13 protein-coding genes and 1 pseudogene are annotated in these 14234 nt (G+C 64.4%); 8 read left to right on the top strand and 6 right to left on the bottom strand.

The annotated features are described in order from the left end of the window. Positions 1 to 3 precede the first annotated feature (3 nt). On the bottom strand, positions 4 to 1029 hold the full coding sequence (locus ACPCHZ_RS26070) for an iron ABC transporter substrate-binding protein (protein WP_423487403.1): 1026 nt from the start codon (positions 1027 to 1029) through the stop codon (positions 4 to 6). 195 nt (positions 1030 to 1224) lie between these two features. Between ACPCHZ_RS26070 and ACPCHZ_RS26065 the strand changes: the two genes are divergently transcribed. Then, positions 1225 to 1515: an NlpC/P60 family protein gene (locus ACPCHZ_RS26065; protein ID WP_423487429.1), complete on the top strand. Its 291-nt coding sequence runs from the start codon at positions 1225 to 1227 to the stop codon at positions 1513 to 1515. A gap of 18 nt (positions 1516 to 1533) precedes the next feature. Here the strand turns inward: ACPCHZ_RS26065 and ACPCHZ_RS26060 are convergent, their stop codons facing one another. Beyond that, positions 1534 to 2343, bottom strand: a complete 810-nt coding sequence (locus ACPCHZ_RS26060) for a F510_1955 family glycosylhydrolase (RefSeq protein WP_423487402.1) — start codon at positions 2341 to 2343, stop codon at positions 1534 to 1536. 277 nt (positions 2344 to 2620) lie between these two features. Here ACPCHZ_RS26060 and ACPCHZ_RS26055 point away from each other — a divergent pair, with 277 nt between their 5' ends. Next, positions 2621 to 3286: a DUF305 domain-containing protein gene (locus ACPCHZ_RS26055; RefSeq protein WP_423487401.1), complete on the top strand. Its 666-nt coding sequence runs from the start codon at positions 2621 to 2623 to the stop codon at positions 3284 to 3286. 28 nt (positions 3287 to 3314) lie between these two features. Here ACPCHZ_RS26055 and ACPCHZ_RS26050 read toward each other — a convergent pair whose 3' ends face one another. The 3 genes and pseudogenes from ACPCHZ_RS26050 to ACPCHZ_RS26040 form a co-directional block, all read right to left on the bottom strand. Beyond that, complete coding sequence (locus ACPCHZ_RS26050) at positions 3315 to 4490, bottom strand: sensor histidine kinase (protein ID WP_423487400.1); 1176 nt, start codon at positions 4488 to 4490, stop codon at positions 3315 to 3317. Then, the gene (locus ACPCHZ_RS26045; protein WP_407667586.1) at positions 4487 to 5233 is read right to left on the bottom strand and encodes a response regulator; all 747 of its coding nucleotides are present in this window, start codon (positions 5231 to 5233) and stop codon (positions 4487 to 4489) included. The genes ACPCHZ_RS26050 and ACPCHZ_RS26045 overlap by 4 nt, the downstream gene beginning before the upstream one ends. A gap of 422 nt (positions 5234 to 5655) precedes the next feature. Beyond that, positions 5656 to 6252, bottom strand: a pseudogene (locus ACPCHZ_RS26040) (NlpC/P60 family protein); the annotation flags it as partial. Positions 6253 to 6484: 232 nt separating this feature from the next. On the opposite strand from ACPCHZ_RS26040, the gene ACPCHZ_RS26035 reads away from it, so the two are divergent. The 3 genes from ACPCHZ_RS26035 to ACPCHZ_RS26025 all read left to right on the top strand — a co-directional run bounded on the left by ACPCHZ_RS26035 (position 6485) and on the right by ACPCHZ_RS26025 (position 9070). Beyond that, the gene (locus ACPCHZ_RS26035; RefSeq protein WP_423487428.1) at positions 6485 to 6847 is read left to right on the top strand and encodes a BlaI/MecI/CopY family transcriptional regulator; all 363 of its coding nucleotides are present in this window, start codon (positions 6485 to 6487) and stop codon (positions 6845 to 6847) included. After that, on the top strand, positions 6844 to 7767 hold the full coding sequence (locus ACPCHZ_RS26030) for a M56 family metallopeptidase (RefSeq protein ID WP_423487399.1): 924 nt from the start codon (positions 6844 to 6846) through the stop codon (positions 7765 to 7767). Before ACPCHZ_RS26035 ends, ACPCHZ_RS26030 begins: the two co-directional genes overlap by 4 nt. Positions 7768 to 8380: 613 nt before the next feature. After that, positions 8381 to 9070 (top strand): winged helix-turn-helix transcriptional regulator, encoded by a 690-nt coding sequence (locus ACPCHZ_RS26025; protein WP_423487398.1) that lies wholly within the window; start codon positions 8381 to 8383, stop codon positions 9068 to 9070. 71 nt (positions 9071 to 9141) lie between these two features. Here the strand turns inward: ACPCHZ_RS26025 and ripB are convergent, their stop codons facing one another. After that, on the bottom strand, positions 9142 to 9969 hold the full coding sequence (gene ripB / locus ACPCHZ_RS26020) for an NlpC/P60 family peptidoglycan endopeptidase RipB (RefSeq protein ID WP_423487397.1): 828 nt from the start codon (positions 9967 to 9969) through the stop codon (positions 9142 to 9144). Positions 9970 to 10740: 771 nt separating this feature from the next. On the opposite strand from ripB, the gene ACPCHZ_RS26015 reads away from it, so the two are divergent. From ACPCHZ_RS26015 to ACPCHZ_RS26005, 3 genes are read left to right on the top strand one after another with little or no spacing between them, the layout of a single operon-like run. Beyond that, positions 10741 to 10953 carry a heavy-metal-associated domain-containing protein gene (locus ACPCHZ_RS26015; protein WP_423487396.1) on the top strand — a complete coding sequence of 71 codons (213 nt, stop codon included), beginning with the start codon at positions 10741 to 10743 and terminating at the stop codon, positions 10951 to 10953. Next, positions 10950 to 11921, top strand: a complete 972-nt coding sequence (locus ACPCHZ_RS26010) for a heavy-metal-associated domain-containing protein (protein WP_423487395.1) — start codon at positions 10950 to 10952, stop codon at positions 11919 to 11921. Before ACPCHZ_RS26015 ends, ACPCHZ_RS26010 begins: the two co-directional genes overlap by 4 nt. A gap of 40 nt (positions 11922 to 11961) precedes the next feature. Beyond that, positions 11962 to 14229: a heavy metal translocating P-type ATPase gene (locus ACPCHZ_RS26005; protein WP_423487394.1), complete on the top strand. Its 2268-nt coding sequence runs from the start codon at positions 11962 to 11964 to the stop codon at positions 14227 to 14229. The last annotated feature ends 5 nt before the right edge of the window (positions 14230 to 14234 follow it).

Below are 14234 nucleotides of genomic sequence, written 5' to 3'. Positions count from 1 at the left end.
CATCTAGAGCAGGCCCGCCTTCGTCATCAGGTCCGTGACCTTCTGCGCGTCGAGGTTGGACGGGTTCACGGCGGGTGCCTGCAGGTCGGCGAGAGGCACCAGCGCGGGGTTGGCCGGCACGCCGCTGGCCACGGGGTACTCGAACGAGGTGCCCTTCTCGAGCACTTCCTGACCGGCCCTGCTGGTGATGAAGGTGAGGAACTTCTGGGCGTCTTCCTTCTTCGTGCTGGAGTTCAGGATGCCGCCGCCGGAGATCGAGACGAAGGCGCCGGGATCCTGGTTGCGGAAGTAGTGCAGCGCGGTGTTGCGCGAAATCTCCTTGGTCTGCGACTGATCGCGGTACCAGTAGTAGTGGTAGATGATTCCGCCCTCGACCTGGCCGTCGTTGACGGCGCGCAGCGTGGCGATGTTGTCGGAGTAGATCTCGGCGCCTGACTTCATGCCTGCCAGCCACGCGCTGGTGGCCTGCTCGCCGGTGAGTTCGAGCATCGCCGCGACGATGGCCTGGAAGTCGGGCTTGACCGGCGGGGCGCCCCAGCGGCCCTTCCACTCGGGCTTCTCGAGATCCATGATCGATCGCGGCAGCTGGGCCTCGGTGAGCTTGGTCTTGTCATAGGCGAACACCGTCGTGCGCGCGGCGACGCCGGTCCACTTGTTAGTGGCGGGGCGGAACTGCGGCGGCACCTGGGAGATGGTGGCCTGGTCGACGTCGGTGAACAGGCCGTCCTTCTCGACGGCGGCCATGGCGGGCGAGTTTTCGGTGAGGAACACGTCGGCAGGCGAGGAGTCGCCCTCGGCGATCAGCTGGTTGCCCAGTTCGGTGTCACCGCCCTGGCGGTAGGTGACCTTGATGCCGGTCTCCTTGGTGAAGGCGTCGATCCACTCTTTGGTCAGCGACTCGTGCTGCGCGTTGTACACCAGCAGGCCGTCCTCTTCCTCCGACGACGAGCAGGCGGCGAGACCCGCTGCCAGCGCGACGGCGGCCCCCAGTGCGGTGATGCGACTCCAACGACTACGACGGGCTGACATCGACCGGCCTCTCTGCAAGGTCAGGATTACCTAACGAACATACCTTTCGCCGATCGCGTGATCGACAAGTGCATCGGTGACCTCTGCTCTCCCCTTTGTGGCGGGCTCAGTCGTGTTCGGAGCGGTCCCTGGGGCGTGCGTCTTGGCGCGGAAGCTGAAGTTGCCCGCAGGGTGGATTCATGGTCGACCGTCGCGATGGCCGGTAACTGTGCGATGGGAGCAGCGCTGGCCAGTGACCAGCAGCCGCGGTGCCGCCGGGCGCCGAACAGCATCGTCACATCACTTGATTGGTGTACCCCGCTCCAGTCAGGCGCCGGCCGCAGGCGGGCGGCCGGTCGCAATCTCCGACAGCCAGGCGACATCGCGACGTTCTACGCCGATGTCTCGCACGCGGGGATCTACATCGGCGACGGCATGATGGTTCACGCCTCGACATACGGCACTCCGGTGAGGGTGGCGCCCATCCACAACGCCCGCCGCGACTGAGACGTCTTGGTCGCTCGCTCAGGAAACAGAGGTCAGGATCCGCGCCGAGGCGCCGTCGTCGTCGGAGGCGTACATGGCGTCATCCGTGGCGACATACATGTGGCCTCCGCCCGCGGCTAAGAGCGCCTGAGGTCGCGACGGCGGACCCCGGCTGCCAGGTCTGGCCGCCGTCGGTGCTGGTGTGAAGCCTGCCCCGGCGTCAGCACCGATGAGGTGTCCACTGTCGGGCCAGCTGACGAGTATCAGCTGTGGTGCTCCGCTGACCGTAGAGAACGTCGAGGCGCCGCCGGTGCTGCGCAGCAGCCCTCCGCGGGCCGTTGCCACAACCTCCTGGGCGTTCGCCGGCGACACAGTGAGGTCGGCGGCCGTAACGTCGGTGCGCGTCTGCCAGGACCGCGAGTCGTCGCTGACCATCACCGCGCCGGACTGGCTGTCCAGCCCGTACATGCGCCCGTGGCGATACTCCAGTGCGTGAAAATCGGCACTACCCTTCAGCGACACCGATTGCCACGATTGCCCGGCATCAGTGGTCCTGATCAGACCAGGGTGCGGGGGCTGTTGTCGGTCCGCCGGGTGGGGGTAGCCACTGGCCAGAAACTCGTCAGCGCCGGTGACGGTGAAGCCCATGAAGTCCTGCATCGAGTCGCCGACGCGTTGCGGGGCGTCATCCTCGGTTATCCGAAATAATCCGTAGTGGGTTGCCACATAGAGACGTTGGTCGGATGGATTGATGCCAAGGCCATGAATGTGTGTCATTCCCGGCACGACCGCCGGGGTGTCCTCGACAGGGCCCGAGAAGGCGACCACCAACGCCGCGGCTGCATTCATCGCAACGACATTCCAGCGCTACACGGTACTTCCCCTCATCACGGCCGACCGATGTACGTAACGTGATAGTAGATTGGGGTGGAGCGCGAGCGCGTCCCGCCGGCACAAAGGGGAGCGGTGCGGCCACCTGCGACGTGGCTAGGAGCGCTCTTCATCAAATCTTTATCGGAAGACGAGGCGACGCATACTCCGCCCCAGGAGGCTGGTCCCGAGCCGCGCATAACGCGTGTCGGGTGAAAGCCCGCTATCACCGAGAATGGTCTGGGAAGGATGTGCGATGCAGCACAAGCGAGTTGGGTATGGGCTCATGGCCGCAGTGGCGGTGGGCGTGGCTGTCAGCGCCTGTTCGAATACGGCGAGCGATACTCAGGCGTCGTCCAGCACTTCGGCCGCGGCGTCGGCACCATCGACCAGCGCCGCAAGTAGCGACGCCGCGCACAACGACGCTGATGTGGCGTTCGCGCAGGGCATGATCCCTCATCACCAGCAGGCAATCGAGATGAGTGACATGCTCCTGGGCAAGCAGGGCATCCAGCCGCAGATCGTGACGCTGGCCAATCAAATCAAGAACGCTCAGGCCCCGGAGATCGATCAGATGCAAGGCTGGCTGCAGCAGTGGGGGGCCGGTTCAACGCCCGCTTCGAGCAGCACACCCATGCCGGGTCACGACATGTCCGGCGGGGACATGAGTCAAATGCCGACGGGCAGCGGTCACGGAATGATGTCTGACGCGGACATGGCGGCTCTGCAGAACGCACAGGGTACCGAAGCCGGCCGGCTGTTCTTGACGCAGATGATCAAGCATCACGAGGGTGCGATCACGATGGCTCAGCAAGAGATCGACAGCGGGCAATTTCCCGCGGCTGTCGACATGGCGCGCGCCATCGTCTCCTCGCAGCAACAGGAGATCACCACGATGCAGGGCCTGCTGAAAACTCAGTGAGCTGAACTGTTTAATGGCCGACCGTTCGTCACGCGCCTTCCGTCGCCGGCGCATCGTCGTGGCGGCGCGCGGTCGGCATGGTGAGGGTGAACGTGGCGCCGGTGCCCGGGCCTGCACTTGTTGCGGTGATGGTTCCGCCGTGCGCTTCGACGAGTGCCTTCGCGATTGCAAGCCCGATTCCTGCGCCGCCCTTTCCGCGGTCGCGGGCCGCGTCAGCGCGGTAGAACCGTTCGAACAGCCGAGGAAGATGTTCGGCTGCTACTCCCTCTCCGCTGTCCACGACAGATATTGACACCTGCTCTGCGACACGCATACAACGAATTTCGACGCGTCCGCCGCGAGCCGTGTGCCGCAACGAATTGTCGAGCAAGTTGCCTAGGACTTGAGCCAGCCGCTGTTCGTCTGCCCACAAGCACGGCAATCCGGGGTCGACGTGGACATCGAGTGCGACACCCTTATCGGCATAGGGTTCGCGTGCGACGGCGGCGCAGCGATCGGCAAGCCGTCCGACGTCGATGAGGTCGTAGGTCATCGAGACGGAGCTCTCCTCCGCCTTGGCCAGGGCGGACACGTCCTCGGAGAATCGCACGAGCCGCCGGGTCTGATCGCGCAACATCGCCGCGGTCTGCGGCGTCAACGCGCGAACCCCGTCTTCGAGCGCCTCGACGTATGCCTCGAGCACCGCGACGGGTGTGCGAATCTCGTGCGCCAAGTCGCCGAAGAGGTGCTGTCGCGTCGTTTCGACAGCCTGCAGTCGGGACGCCATCTCGTTGAAGGCAACGGCGAGCGCATCGAAGTCGTCGCCGAGTCGAGGAGAAGACACGCGGATTCCGTAATGACCGTCAGCGATGGCGGTCGCCGCGGAGGAGACCTCGGTGATCGACCGCTGCAGTCGTCGGCTGACATACCAGCTGACCGCCAGTGCAGCCAGCGCCGAGACCGCCAGGGCACCTCCGATGGATATCACGGTCGCGTAGCCATACGCTTCCTCGGCGTGAATTTCTTCGAGTGAATTAGCCGGCACCCCGGCCCGATGCAGATGTTCACGAAACAACGGCGGTCCCACGACAGCGGCCACCACGGAGGTGGTCGCCGCTCCGGCGACCAAGACGATGGCCTGGGCCGCGAGGAGACGCAACCCGATACCAGGACGACGGCTCCACCGGCTTCGTCGTCGAAGTGCAGCGATGGAAGCGGTGGTCACTGTCCGGTACCCATCCTGTAACCGACTCCGCGCACCGTAGCGATGTAGCGGGGCTGCGCAGCGTCGTCGCCAAGTTTGCGACGAAGATGGCCGATATGGACGTCGACGAGGTGTTCATTGCCGACCCACGGACCTTCGCGAACGATCTCGAGGAGTTGCAGCCGAGTCAGCACCATCCCGGGGTGCCCGGACAGCGCCTCCAGAATGTCGAACTCCGTGCGGGTCAACAAGATCGAAACACCGTCGATGCGCACTTCGCGGGCCGCCACATCGATGCTCAGCGGTCCGAACCGCCGCGGCGGTGCAGTGTCACGTCCAGGTGCCGCAAGGGGTGTCTGCAGCACGCGCGGGCGCCGCAGCATGGCCCGGATGCGCGCCACGAGTTCTCGTGGACTGAATGGCTTGGTGATGTAGTCGTCAGCGCCGACGGTGAGGCCGAGCACGGTATCGATCTCGGTGTCGCGAGCTGTCAGCATAACCACGTAAGCGTCGGAGAACGTGCGCAACTGTCGGCACACCTCCAGACCGTCGATGCCCGGAAGTCCCAGGTCGAGGACGACGACATCTGGGTCGAGCTCTCGTGCGACAGCGATCGCGTCGACGCCGTTATCGGCCACGATCGCCTCGAACTGTTCCCGCTCCAAGTAGCTTGCCACGACCTCGGCCAGCGCTACTTCGTCATCGACCACCAGCGCGCGGTAACCCTTTGCCTGTTCAGGCGGCGGTCCGGTCGGGTGCTCCATCGCATTCATGGTGCCCGCTGGCCGTGCAGTTGTGGTGGGGCACGACTGATGCATCGTCGATCTTCAGCAGATCTTCATAGAAGGCATACCTGTTGAACGGTGCAATCTACGCAAGCTGAGCATGGAAGGAGGTGCAGCACCATGCATTGGTGGTTGAGCTTTTGTCCCGACGGCTTCGGATGGCAGACATGGTTGACGCTCTGCGCAGGACTCCTCGTAGTGTGGGCAAGTGCCATCGGGGGCACGGTTGCCCTGTTCGGCTCTCTAAGACCACCGCGGGCTTCCCCGCGTTTACGACGCGACTAGTGAATGTGCCGACAGCGACCGCATCCGCACTCACTGAACTCGAGCGGGCTTGACGAGGCGTTGCCAGTCGGGTGTGGCGACGCCGCTGATGTGCCACCGAGACCCGGTAGGCGAGCTCAGTATTCGATCAAGCGGGTCACGTAGGGCGTCATGCCAGACGTGCGTACCGGCGCGACACGCACAACGGCCCCGGTATAGGGCGCTTCGAGCATCATTCCGTCCCCGAGATACATCGCTTCATGCTGACTCGCGTTGGGGCCGTAGAAGATCAGATCACCTCGACGCATCTGGGAGGAGGGAATTTTGCGGCCGGCGTTGTATTGCGACCCCGAGTAGTGGTCAAGCTTGATGCCGACGCCGGCGAACGCGTAGAGCATCAGGCCCGAACAATCGAAGCCAACGGTGCCGGCGCCTTGATCGATGCCACGAGAAGGTCCGCTGGCGTTGCCCCCGCCCCACGAGTACGGCACCCCGAGTTGAGACATGGCCCGGCGGATGACCAATTCCGAGGCTTGACGGCCGTAGAGCCGAGGAATACGCCCATTGGTGAAACCAGGGTCGGCGGGAGCGGCCGCTGGCGAAAGAACGCCGAGCTTGGTGAGGAAGTTGCGTCCCATCTCGGCAGTCATCTGGGTCGAGGTGGCCATGATCTTGAGGACGGCGTTGATGATGGCGATCGGGTCGCCGGCGACATCTGCGCTGGGCACCATCGGCTCGCCGCACCGTGTCGAGCGCCCGCGGTTGGGTCGCTGTGGAGTGTCGTCGAACGTTGAGGTCGGTGTCATGTGCCCGGCAACCCAAAGCCGGAGCCGTCAAACGCAACGGACGCGACCTCCTTTCACCGCTGCAGGTACCGGCAAGTGGACTGAGGACGGCTACATTGGGAACGGCAATAGCGTCGCGGCGTGTGTGCCAGCCGACGTTCGAGAGCGGGAGTCCGGCGATATGGAACACCGAGGGTTCGGTGACCTCGAAGCGGTCGTGATGGAGCAGGTTTGGGATTACGCGGCCCCCGTAACGGTGCGCGATATCTTCGATGAAATGTCGCGTCACCGTCAGATTGCCTACACAACGGTGATGTCAACGATGGACAACCTGTACCGCAAGCGTTGGCTCACCCGGGAGCGCAGCGGCAAAGCCTTCGTATATCGCCCCTCTATGAGCCGTGAGGAACGCTCGGCCCGCCTGATGAAGGCGGCGTTCGATTCCGGCGGCGATACCAGCGCGGTGTTGTCCTTCTTCGTCGATCAGATGAGCGAGGAGCAGTCCGCGCAACTGAGGGCGGCACTAGGCAAGGGCCGGCGATGATGACCGCGGCGATGTGGCTTGCGCTCTACGGCGGTGCGCTGGGCTGGCTGGCGCCTCCCGTGTTGCGCAGAATGACCAGCGGCGGGGTGAGCCCCCACATGGGGGTCGCCGCTTGGTTGGCCGCGCTCGGCGCCACCCTCATCGCCTGGGTGGCCACCCTCGCGTTGATCATCGTCGCCGTTGCGGACGGTGTGCACGATGCCGAGGCGTTGACGTTATGCCTCGAACTGTTCGGCTTGTCCGACCACACGCCGCTGCCGGGACGCATCGGGTCGATGGCATTGATCGCCGGGGGCCTGCTGACTTTGTCCATCGTAGCGATACGGGTCGGCCGCTCGATCGCAGATTTGCGCGCACGCAGCCACGAACATGCACATGCTGCGCGGATTATCGGACGGCCCACGAATAGCCCCTACGTGGTGGTCGTTGACGCTGTCCGACCAGCCGCATACTGCGTGATCGGGCGACCCAATGCCATCGTTGTTACCTCCGCGGCCATCGATTCCCTGGACCGCGCGCAGCTCGAAGCGGTTCTCGCCCACGAGGACGCCCACATCTCGGGCCGACACCATCACATCCTCATGGTGCTGCGCGCGCTGACCTTCACACTCCCTCGGATCCCACTGTTCGCCAGTGCGAACGCCGCGGTGGCCGAGCTACTCGAGATGTGCGCCGATGACGTTGCCGCACGCAGCGTCGGGACCCGCCCCTTGCTCGGCGGTTTGCTCACACTGGCCGGCCACGGAGCGCCGTTGCCCGACGGGTTGGCGGCCGCAGGAACAGCAGTTATCAGCCGCGCACTGCGACTGGCGATACCCACACAGAGGCACACCCAATGGCGCCACCGCGTCGCCCTAGGCGCAGCGATGACCGTCATGCTCGCAACCCCAGCGCTGATCCAAGTGCTCTGTCACCACTGAGCCACAGTCGTCGCAGAAGTGGCCCGGTTTGCGTCATGGACACCGGTGGTTCGGCGACGACCGACGTCCTATTGCGAACAGCTCGGGGATTCAAGCAGGAGCAAGTTCTCAACAAACATTTGGGAACCCGTCAGCTTCGGGAAACCGGCGAATGAATTATCTACGGAGTAACGCCGTAGGTAATACGCAAAGACGTGTCGCGTCGCCCCCGGGGCCTACATGACTCTGGAACGAAACGCCTCGTTACAACATGATCAATGCTAACGAGGCTACCAAGGCCGCGTACGTTTGGAGGGCTGTGGATCATGCTGAGCTTCATCGGGTTTGCCTCAACGCTCGCGCTGTACCGATTGGACCGCAAGGGGTGTCTCCAGTCCGCGGCGGCCGTGAATGGCGCGAACACTACTTGAGTAGTAGCGGCAGCAGGCGTTGTTTGACATCTCCGCGACAGGGCGCGTCGGTTGGCTTGTCATCTACGTAATTGCTACGTAGATGACGTACAATAGGCGAAACCCGGCAGTCCTGACTGGAAACAAGTTCGGACGTCGCCGGTGCCACCGATGAAGGAGCCCACACGACCGACGAAATCGGGCGCCGGAACAGCGGGCTAAAAGTGAATGCTGGCACCGGCCGCATCCGCTTGCTGCTGTGCGAGCCGCGACACATCTACGCCGCGGCGCTGGCTCGACGACTGCGTGCCCTCGATTTCGTTGTTGCTGTCACGTATTCCGATTCTGCCGCGCTCGAGGAGCTGCGCTGCGGCGACCCCGACGTCGTGCTGGTGTCCGTTGGTACAGATGGAGCGCGGCTCGCTAACCTGGACCGTCTTCGGCAGGTGGCTCACGTCGGTGTCGTCGCACTTACCGATGCAGAAATCACCCCTTTGCTGCCACATGAGACAGTTCCGGTTGCACGCGATGTGGGCCCCATCATCACTCGCATTCGTCGGGCACTCAGGTACGTCGACGTCGGTGCGGAGTCGGGGCAGAACAATGGTGCATTGACGCTGCGCTCCATCGGCGACCTCGTTGTCGACATGAAGGCACACCGCGTGCACCTCAGCGGCAGCACCTTGGCGCTCACGCGTACTGAATTCTGCATCCTCGCCGCGCTGTCCACATGTCCGAATGAACCGCTGACGTGGCGGCAGTTGGAAGAGATCGTCTGGGGCACCGATGCTGGCGGTAGCCGAGCCGCATTGGGTGTCCATGTCGGCAAGCTGCGTCGCAAGCTCGGTGAGGACCCGTCATCCCCTCGATATCTCCATACAGTGCGTGGCGTGGGTTACTTTCTCGGCTGCTGAGTCACGCAGGGCGCGTCGGTCATCCGGCACGGCCACAGAACACGGTCCGGGGGAATGCGGCACAGGCTGCGTCAGGTCTCGATGATGCGAACGACGTACGGTGTCATCCCCGACTTCCGCACCGGTGACACCTTGATGGGAACACCAGTCTGCTGTGCCTCGAGCATCTGGCCACCTCCAAGGTAGATGGCTTCGTGCTGGCTGCCCCCAGGTCCCCAGAAGAGTAGATCCCCTCGTTTGGCCTGCGAGGGGGGCACTTTGCGTCCGGCATCATATTGATCCCCGGAGTAGCGCGGAAGCAATATCCCTACGCCGGCGAACGCGTACCTCGTCAAGCCGGAACAATCGAAACCAACGGTTCCCGCACCGGAGTCGACACCGCGGCTAGGCCCGTTGAGACTGCCCCCGCCCCATGAGTACGGAATTCCGATCTGTGTCGCGGCTCGCCGAATGACGTACTCGACTGCCTGCGCGCCGTACACTCGGCCGCCTCGGACAGTAGAGGAAGGACTCGCTGCCGGACTGAGAATGCCCAGGCTGGTCAGGAACTTGCGGCCCATGTCCATGGTCGTCTGTGTCGCAAGAGCACTCGCCTGCAGCGAGGCGTTCGCAATGGCGACCGGGTCACCCGGCGCGCCTGCACTCGCCATCCGCGGTAGCAGCGGATCCCACACTCCAGCAGTGGGTTCAGCCCAAGCGACGGGGGAGAATGCGATAGACAGTGAGGTGAGCAACCCAAGACCGCAGCCGACCCGGCGCAGTACCGCACCGAATTGCCTGAACTCGAATGGCGACGTGTGCCCGTCGACGCTTCGGCGGGCCATATGTGCGCGTTGCGCAAAAAGTTTCACGCCGACTCGTTTCTTCGTGCGCCGCCACGTGCCGGTTTCGCGCGTCATGCTCAACCATGGCCCGCGACTCATCCGAATGTGCAGCAATGACATACGTAGCAATTACGTAGAAAAGCGTAACTCACACCCGCCCCGTAAGTAACATCTGTAACAGAACTACATGAGTGGAATTCCCATCAACACTGGTCCCGGCATCGTCTGGTGGCATGCCTTGCGCCGAGGCGAGGCAGCCAAGTGCTGCGCTCAAGCAGCATTCGCGGCCCAGGACAATATGTTCTGGCGCCCGCGCGTGAGGAACCTCGCAGGTGGAGAGTCACCCAACACGGGGGATCCAACTCCGGATAACCTGCGAAAACGACGGTGTCGGGGCGTCTTTCAGGTCGGGGATACGTGAGGGTCGGCAGGCAGCCAAGGCGTAATCGCGATGTTGAATGATCTCTGCGACGTGGACATGCAAGCGTTGCTCGGAGGCATCCCGTGACGAGTCCGTGGGCTGACCACGTTCGCACGGCGCATCGTGAGTCGGCGGGCGGCCCCTAGGTGTCTAGGCGGCAGCCTCAGAGGTTGGTAATTCTTCGATGAAGATTTGGTTAAAGGGCGGGGCGTCGGAGTCGGATCGAAGCGCGCGGCGACATTACGTGCGAAGACGAGTCGAGAAGCGACGTATCTCCGCCGGCGATCCTCCCTAAGTATCAGCACCGGGGGAGGTCGCCCCGAGTGGCACTTGCAGCCTCACACTTGCGCATATACCCCAGGGGGGTAAGCTGTCACCGGATATACCCCATGGGGGTATAATTTGAGAAGGACGGAGATGATCTCGTGAGCACAAGCAAGTACGCCGTCACCGGCATGACCTGCGGGCACTGCGAGCAGTCGGTGCGCGAAGAAGTCGGCGAGGTCGCCGGGGTTCAAGATGTCCAGGTCAGTGCCGCAACGGGCACGCTGGTCGTGACCGCCAGCGGTCCGGTCGATGACGCGCAAATCCTGCATGCCGTCGACGAGGCCGGCTATTCGGCGGTGCGTGTCGCATGAACGCCACGGGGCGGTTGGCCGCTTTCGGTGCCGGACTTACTGTGGCGTTCACGGCTGCGTACTTCAGCGCAGCGGCGGTCGTACCCGACGCCCCGCCGACCGGTACACAGAACCTCGGCGCGGATCCGGCTGACCACAGCGGGCCAACCCAGCAGGTGCTACCGGTATCCCCTCTGTCCGCTGATTCGCCTGGGTTGTCGCTAGCTCAAGGCGGATACGCGCTCAGCGCGGTACGGGCACCCGGAGCCCCCAGCGGTCCTGGCAGCTTGAGCTTCACCATCGCTGATCCCAGCGGCACGCCGCTCCTGGACTACGCCACCGTCCACGACAAGAAACTGCATCTCATCGTCGTCCGTTCCGATGGTCAGCATTTCGCGCACGTCCACCCAGTCCTGGACCAGACAACCGGCTTATGGTCGACGCCCTGGATGTGGAAGGCCGCCGGGACCTACCGGGTGTTCGCGGACTTTCAGCCCGCCCAGGCCAACAGCACCAAACTCACGCTCACCCGCACGGTAGACGTGGCCGGCGAGGTGGCCCCGGCGCCCCCACTGACCACACGCACCTCGGATCAGATTGCCGGGTACACCGTGGAACTCGACGGTGCGCTCATCGCGGGCGTGTCGAAGCAGCTCACAGCGAAGATCACCCGTGACGGCAAGCCGGTGACGGCACTGATGCCCTACCTGGGGGCATACGGGCACCTCGTCGCGCTGCGTGAAGGTGACCTGGCGTATCTGCACGTGCACCCCGAGGGCGCTGAGCCGGTGGGGGACCGCACCGGTGGCCCTGCTGTGTCGTTCGCGGCGACCGCACCCACCGCCGGTCGCTACCTGCTCTACCTCGACTTCCAGGTCGACGACACCGTGCACACCGCCACGTTCGTCGTCGACGCCGCACGCGGCGACACCAATAACCCCGCGCCAAAACCGTCGCGCGACGCCGGCCATGCCGGCGGGCACGGATGACCTCCGTCCGGCCCAGAAGAACTGAAAGGCACTAACACACATGACGACATCGACACCCGTGTCCGGCCTGAGCGTTGAGCTACGCATCGCCGGAATGACCTGCGCCTCCTGCGCCAACCGCATCGAACGCAAGCTCAACAAGATTGATGGCGTCGCGGCAACAGTCAACTACGCGACGGAGAAGGCCACCGTCACGGTGCCTGACGGATACGATCCCGCACAGCTAATCGCCGAGGTGGAAAACGCCGGGTACAGCGCCGCGCTACCCACACCGGAGAAGCCCGCCCCGCCTGGGGAAACAGGCGAGACCAAAGACCCCGACATGGTGTCCCTGCGCCACCGGCTGACCGGTTCGGTGCTGCTGTCGGTGCCGGTCATCGCGATGGCGATGATCCCCGCGCTGCAGTTCACCTACTGGCAGTGGGCGTCGCTGGTGCTGGCCGCGCCGGTGATCGTCTGGGCGGCGTGGCCGTTTCACCGCGCCGCCTGGGCCAACCTGCGCCACGCCACGGCGACGATGGACACGCTCATCTCCCTGGGCACCTTATCGGCCTTCCTGTGGTCGCTGTACGCGCTGTTCCTCGGGACCGCCGGCACCCCGGGAATGAAGCATCCGTTCGAACTGACACTCGCACCGTCTGACGGCGCCGCCAACATCTACCTCGAAGTCGCCGCTGGCGTGACGACATTCATCCTTGCGGGGCGCTACTTCGAGAAACGGTCCAAGCGGCAGGCCGGTGCGGCGCTGCGCGCCCTACTGGAGATGGGCGCTAAGGAGGTGTCCGTGCTGCGCGACGGCGCGGAATCGAAAATCGCCGTCGGGGACCTGTCGGTGGGCGACCAGTTCGTCGTGCGCCCAGGAGAGAAGATCGCCACCGACGGGGTGGTGGTATCGGGGACATCGGCGGTCGATGCCTCGATGCTGACCGGCGAATCGGTCCCCGTGGAGGTCGGCCCAGGTGACAGCGTGGTCGGTGCGACCGTCAACGCTGGCGGCCGCCTGGTGGTGCGCGCTACCCGCGTCGGTTCCGACACCCAGCTGGCGCAGATGGCTCAGCTGGTGGAGAACGCCCAAACCGGCAAAGCCCAGGTCCAGCGGCTGGCCGATCGCATCTCCGGCGTCTTCGTGCCGATTGTCCTCGCGATCGCGGTAATCACACTCGGCGCATGGCTGGGCGCGGACTTTTCAGTCGCGGCCGCCTTCACCGCCGCGGTGGCGGTCCTAGTAATCGCCTGCCCCTGCGCGCTCGGCTTGGCCACGCCGACCGCACTTCTGGTCGGCACCGGTCGCGGCGCGCAAATTGGCGTGTTGATCAAGGGCCCTGAGGTGCTGGAGTCCACTCGCAAGGTCGACACCATGGTGCTGGACAAGACCGGCACCGTCACCACTGGGAAGATGACCCTGGTCGACGTCATCACCGCCCCGGGAACCGAACGCGTGGACCTGCTCCGGCTGGCCGGCGCATTGGAAAACGCCTCGGAGCACCCTATCGCCCAAGCCATCGCCATCGCCGCCACCAAAGAACTCGGGACGCTACCCATCCCTGAGGATTTCGCCAATGCCGAAGGCATGGGCGTGCAGGGCGTCGTCGACGGCCACGCCGTCGTCGTGGGACGCGAATCACTGCTCGCCGACTGGTCTCAACGCCTGAGCCCAGAGTTGGTGCGGGCGAAAGAAGCGGCTCAAGCGCAAGGCAAGACGGTGGTCGCTGTCGGCTGGTACGGTCAGGCTCGCGGCGTACTCGTCGTCGCGGATACGGTGAAACCGAGTAGTGCTCAGGCGATCTCACAGATGCGCGAGATTGGCCTGACGCCTGTGCTGCTCACCGGCGACAACGAAGCCGTCGCCCGCCAGATCGCCGCCGAGGTCGGCATCGACACCGTGATCGCCGAGGTCATGCCGAAAGACAAAGTCGACGTCATTGTCCGGCTGCAGTCCGAAGGCAAGACTGTGGCGATGGTCGGCGACGGCGTCAACGATGCGCCCGCATTGGCTCAAGCGGACCTCGGCCTGGCGATGGGTACCGGAACCGACGTCGCGATCGAGGCCTCCGACATCACCCTGGTGCGCGGCGACCTGCGCAGCGCCGTCGACGCGATTCGGCTATCCCGCAGAACATTGTCGACGATCAAGACGAACCTGTTCTGGGCGTTCGGCTACAACGTCGCCGCCATACCGGTCGCAGCCCTGGGCATGCTCAACCCCATGCTCGCCGGCGCGGCAATGGCGTTCTCCAGCGTCTTCGTCGTGGGTAACAGCCTTCGACTGCGCGGCTTCAAATCCACATCCTCTGCCCCTACTCACTAAACCGC

Source organism: Mycobacterium sp. NPDC050041 (genome assembly GCF_049541695.1).
In the GTDB taxonomy this organism is placed as follows: Bacteria; Actinomycetota; Actinomycetes; order Mycobacteriales; family Mycobacteriaceae; genus Mycobacterium.
The sequence above is the reverse complement of the archived record's forward strand: the minus strand, read 5'-3'. Positions and strand labels throughout refer to the sequence as shown.

Bases quoted from the DNA above. Each gene is read 5' to 3' on its own strand.
- ACPCHZ_RS26070 (WP_423487403.1), bottom strand. From the start codon at position 1,029: ATGTCAGCCCGTCGTAGTCGTTGGAGTCGCATCACCGCACTGGGGGCC.
- ACPCHZ_RS26065 (WP_423487429.1), top strand. From the start codon at position 1,225: ATGGCCGGTAACTGTGCGATGGGAGCAGCGCTGGCCAGTGACCAGCAG.
- ACPCHZ_RS26060 (WP_423487402.1), bottom strand. From the start codon at position 2,343: ATGAATGCAGCCGCGGCGTTGGTGGTCGCCTTCTCGGGCCCTGTCGAG.
- ACPCHZ_RS26055 (WP_423487401.1), top strand. From the start codon at position 2,621: ATGCAGCACAAGCGAGTTGGGTATGGGCTCATGGCCGCAGTGGCGGTG.
- ACPCHZ_RS26045 (WP_407667586.1), bottom strand. From the start codon at position 5,233: ATGGAGCACCCGACCGGACCGCCGCCTGAACAGGCAAAGGGTTACCGC.
- ACPCHZ_RS26035 (WP_423487428.1), top strand. From the start codon at position 6,485: ATGGAACACCGAGGGTTCGGTGACCTCGAAGCGGTCGTGATGGAGCAG.
- ACPCHZ_RS26030 (WP_423487399.1), top strand. From the start codon at position 6,844: ATGATGACCGCGGCGATGTGGCTTGCGCTCTACGGCGGTGCGCTGGGC.
- ripB (WP_423487397.1), bottom strand. From the start codon at position 9,969: ATGACGCGCGAAACCGGCACGTGGCGGCGCACGAAGAAACGAGTCGGC.
- ACPCHZ_RS26010 (WP_423487395.1), top strand. From the start codon at position 10,950: ATGAACGCCACGGGGCGGTTGGCCGCTTTCGGTGCCGGACTTACTGTG.
- ACPCHZ_RS26005 (WP_423487394.1), top strand. From the start codon at position 11,962: ATGACGACATCGACACCCGTGTCCGGCCTGAGCGTTGAGCTACGCATC.